Origin of the sequence: Mycobacterium sp. (genome assembly GCF_035314905.1) — a bacterium.
GTDB lineage: Bacteria > Actinomycetota > Actinomycetes > Mycobacteriales > Mycobacteriaceae > Mycobacterium.
The window spans coordinates 1-4,236 of the sequence record NZ_DATFYW010000170.1; the positions used below are offsets into that span (position 1 = coordinate 1).

Annotated in this window: 4 protein-coding genes and 1 pseudogene; 3 read left to right on the forward strand and 2 right to left on the reverse strand. The window is 68.0% G+C overall.

Annotated elements, in window-relative coordinates:
* A pseudogene (locus tag VKG81_RS14530) lies at positions 1–327 on the forward strand (haloalkane dehalogenase); the annotation flags it as partial.
* Here VKG81_RS14530 and VKG81_RS14535 read toward each other — a convergent pair.
* Positions 311–757, reverse strand: a complete 447-nt coding sequence (locus VKG81_RS14535; protein ID WP_324397056.1) for a lipoprotein LpqH — start codon at positions 755–757, stop codon at positions 311–313. The pseudogene VKG81_RS14530 and the gene VKG81_RS14535 overlap by 17 nt on opposite strands.
* Before the next feature lie 67 nt (positions 758–824).
* On the opposite strand from VKG81_RS14535, the gene tgt reads away from it, so the two are divergent.
* Together tgt and VKG81_RS14545 are read left to right on the forward strand one after the other, a co-directional pair.
* Positions 825–2,060, forward strand: coding sequence for a tRNA guanosine(34) transglycosylase Tgt (tgt, locus tag VKG81_RS14540; protein WP_324397058.1), 1,236 nt, complete (start codon positions 825–827; stop codon positions 2,058–2,060).
* A 5-nt stretch (positions 2,061–2,065) separates the two neighbouring features.
* Positions 2,066–3,301: a cytochrome P450 gene (locus VKG81_RS14545; protein ID WP_324397060.1), complete on the forward strand. Its 1,236-nt coding sequence runs from the start codon at positions 2,066–2,068 to the stop codon at positions 3,299–3,301.
* Between the two features lie 28 nt (positions 3,302–3,329).
* Here the strand turns inward: VKG81_RS14545 and gluQRS are convergent, their stop codons facing one another.
* A complete protein-coding gene (gene gluQRS / locus VKG81_RS14550) occupies positions 3,330–4,232 on the reverse strand; it encodes a tRNA glutamyl-Q(34) synthetase GluQRS (RefSeq protein WP_414685282.1) in 903 nt (300 codons plus the stop codon).
* Positions 4,233–4,236 lie beyond the last annotated feature (4 nt).

Here is a 4,236-nt window from a genome sequence, read left to right on the forward strand (position 1 = left end):
GGCTACGACGCGCCGTTCCCCGACGACTCGTATTGTGCCGGGCCGCGCGCGATGCCGGGCCTGGTGCCGACATCGCCCGACGATCCCGCCGCGCCTGCCAACCGCGCCGCGTGGACGGCGCTGAAAGAAAGCAGCACACCGATGTTGGTAGCCTTCAGCGACGGCGACCCGATCACCGGCGCGATGGGGCCGATCTTCCGGCGTGAGATGCGCGGGGCGCAGGGTTATGACCACCCCGTCATCCACGGCGCGGGGCACTTCCTCCAAGAAGACGCCGGCGAAGAGCTGGCAAGACACATCGCCGACTTCGTCAGCAGCTCACCTTGATCGTGAAATGCTGAGGAACCTGGTTTGTCGGCTTGTCGGGCGTGTAGCCGAGCGCGGTTCCGGTGATCGTGAACGTCTGGCCGGCCACGGTGGCCTCGGCATTGCCGTACGTGCCCGCCGTGAAGCTGCCGGTGAACCCATTGAGATTTCGGATCTGCACGGACTCGGCCGTGATCTGATCACCGGTATTGACGACGGCGGTGGTGCCGGAGTCCTTGTCGCCGGTGCTGAAGGTGTTCGACCACCCCACCTGAGTGCACGACACGTCGTGCGTCGTGCCGGCGTCCTGTCCGTCGATGGTGACGTGGGCGGTCCTCGGCGGCAGGGCTCCGGGCGGCTGCGGCGGCAGGGATGGCGGCGACGAGCAGGCGGTCAGACCCGCGACGGCTAGCAATGCCCCTGTCGCCGCGGCAGCGAATCGGTTCTCCACAAGCCAAGAATTTATCGACCCGCCTGCCGAACCACATCGGGATTCCGCCGATTGATTGAATACCTGCGTGGTAGGCGACGCGTGGTTCCGTGTCGGCGCGCAGCTGTCCGGCCGGCGGGGACGCACCGGGGTCGTCCGCACGCCGCACGGCGACATCCATACGCCGGCCTTCATCGCGGTGGCGACACGGGCATCGGTCAAGGCGGTCCTGCCCGAAACGATGAAGGCCCTTGGCGCCCAGGCAGTTCTAGGCAACGCGTATCACCTCTACCTGCAGCCCGGCGCGGACATCGTCGAGGAAGCGGGCGGCCTGGCCGCGTTCATGAACTGGGACGGTCCGACGTTCACCGACAGCGGCGGCTTCCAGGTGCTGTCCCTGGGGGCCGGCTTCCGCAAGGTGCTGGCCATGGACGTCGACCGCGTGCAGGCCGACGACGTGATCGCAGCGGGCAAGGAGCGGCTGGCTCGCGTCGACGACGACGGGGTGACGTTCACGTCGCACCTGAACGGATCGACACACCGGTTCACGCCCGAGCTGTCGATGCAGATCCAGCATCAGCTGGGCGCCGACATCATCTTCGCGTTCGACGAGCTGACCACACTGGTCAACACCCGCGGCTACCAGGAGGAATCGGTCAAGCGGACGCAGCGCTGGGCCGTCCGTTGCCTGGCCGAGCACCGCAGGCTGAGCGCGAGCCGGCCCGAAAAGGCGCCGCAGGCGTTGTTCGGCGTGGTGCAGGGCGCCCAGTACGAAGACCTGCGGCGGGAGGCGGCACGCGGCCTCGGCGCGATTACCGATGAGCAGGGCCGGGGATTCGACGGCTACGGCATCGGCGGTGCTCTGGAGAAACAGAACCTCGCGACGATCATCGGCTGGGTGATCGACGAACTGCCGGCGGATAGGCCCCGTCACCTGCTCGGCATCAGCGAGCCGGATGACTTGTTCGCCGCGATCGAGGCCGGGGCCGACACGTTCGACTGCGTGTCCCCGTCACGGTTGGCACGCAACGCCGCGGTGTACACGGCAACCGGCCGCCACAACATCACCAACGCGCGCTTCCGCCGCGACTTCACGCCGATCGACCCGGATTGCGACTGCTACACCTGCGCGAGCTACACGCGTGCCTACCTGCACCACCTGTTCAAGAGCAAAGAAATCCTGGGGGCGATGCTCGCCACGATCCACAACGAGCGCTTCGTCATCCGGCTCGTCGACCAGATCCGCGACGCGATACCCGCCGGCCGGTTCGACGATCTGCGCGAGCACGTTCTGGGTCGGTACTACGCCACACGAGCACAATGAATCCCATGACGAGTTCACCCCCCGGGCTGGCGGAATCCCGGGAGCTGCTGCTGCAGCTGCTCGACCCCGCCAATCGAGCCGACCCGTACCCGATCTATCACCAGCTTCGGGAGCGCGGACCGCTGCTGATCCCGGAGGCGAACCTCGCGGTGTTCTCGTCGTTCAGGGACTGCGACGAGGTGCTGCGCCATCCGTCCTCGGCCAGCGACCGGCTGAAGTCGACCGTCGCGCAACGTGCGATCGCCGCGGGCGAACAACCCCGCCCGTTCGGGCCGCCGGGGTTCTTGTTCTTGGACCCGCCGGATCACACGCGGCTGCGCAAGCTGGTGAGCAAGGCGTTCGCGCCGCGCGTCGTGAAGGCTCTGCAGCCCGACATCACCGCCCTGGTGGACGGGCTGCTTGACCAGATCGCCGAGCACGGCCGTTTCGATGCGGTCGCCGACCTGGCCTATCCGCTGCCGGTGGCCGTGATCTGCCGCCTTCTTGGCGTGCCGATGGAGGACGAGCCCAGGTTCAGCCGCGCGTCGGCGCTGCTGGCCCAGGCCCTCGATCCGCTCGTCACATTCACCGGCGAGGTGCCGGAGGGTTTCGACGACCGGATGGAGGCCGCGCTGTGGCTGCGCGGCTACCTGCGTGAGCTCATCGAGCGTCGGCGCGGCACGCCCGGCGACGATCTGATGTCCGGGCTGATCGAGGTCGAGGAATCAGGTGACCAGCTCACCGGGGAAGAGATCATCGCCACGTGCAACCTGCTGCTGATCGCCGGTCATGAAACGACGGTGAACCTGATCGCCAACGCGATCCTGGCGATGCTGCGGGATCCGTGGCAGTGGGCGGCGCTGGGCAAAGACGCCGGACGCGTGTCGGGGGTGATCGAGGAGACCCTCCGCTACGACCCGCCGGTGCAAATGGTGGGGCGGATCGCCGCCGACGACATGACCATCGGCGAGGTGGACGTACCCAGGGGTGACGTAATGATGCTGCTGCTGGGTGCGGCCCACCACGATCCGGCTGTCAACGAACGGCCCGATGAGTTCGATCCAGACCGGGAAACATTGCGCCACTTGGCATTCGGACACGGTGCGCACTTCTGCCTCGGTGCGCCGCTGGCACGGTTGGAGGCTTCGGTGGCATTGTCGGCGGTGACGGCGCGGTTCCCGCGGGCGCGGCTCGAAGGTGAGCCGGTCTACAAGCGCAACGTGACGCTGCGGGGTTTGTCGACGCTTGCCGTCGAGGTCTGACCCACGCGGGAGATGGCGGTGGGGCCGGTCACCCGGGACGATAGATCCACGGCTCCCGCGGTATGTGTGCAGGGTCGAATTGCCGCAACAGATCGTCGAGGTCGCGCGACGGCCAGCCCAGCGATTCGGTGATCAGATCAAACGCCGGCTCCGCGCCGATCTCCGCCAACGTGACGGCGCCGTCGCGCTTGGCCAGCCGCTTGCCGTCGGCGTTGAGCACCAGCGGCACATGGGCATAGGTCGGCCGCGGGTAGCCGAGCAGGTCGGCGAGGTAGGCCTGCCGCGGCGAGGACGACAGCAGGTCGTCGCCGCGGACCACCTGGTCGATGCCCTGCGCGGCGTCGTCGACGACCACCGCCAGGTTGTAGGCCGGCACGCCGTCGCCCCGCCGCACCACGAAGTCGTCCACCACGCCCGTGTAATCGCCGTGCAGCACGTCGCTGATCGTGAACTCGCTGACCTGGCTGCGCAGCCGCAGCGCAGGCGGCCGCCCCATCGCGCGACGCCGCTCGTCACGCTCGGTGGCGGTCAGATCCCGGCAGGTGCCGGGGTAGGCGCCTTGCGGCGCATGCGCCGCACGTGGCGCCAGCTGGATATCCCTTCTGCTGCAATAGCATTCGTACAGTAGGCCCTGCTGACCTAGATGGCTGACGACCTGGTCGTAGCGCTGGCGATGCCCTGACTGCCACTCGGGCGCCTCGTCCCAAGTAAGTCCGAGCACGGCGAGGTCCATCAGCTGCCGCTCGCCCACCTCGGGGTGGGTGCGCTCGTCGAGATCTTCGACGCGGACCAGGAACCGTCGGCCGGTGGAGCGGGCGAACAGCCACGCGAGCACCGCTGTGCGCAGGTTGCCGATGTGCAGGTCTGCCGACGGGCTGGGGGCGAATCTGCCGCCACTATCCAGGATGGACGTTGTGGACCTCCCCGTGATGCCC

Excerpts from the sequence above, each read along its gene's own strand:
- VKG81_RS14545 (WP_324397060.1), top strand. The coding sequence starts at position 2,066 with ATGACGAGTTCACCCCCCGGGCTGGCGGAATCCCGGGAGCTGCTGCTG.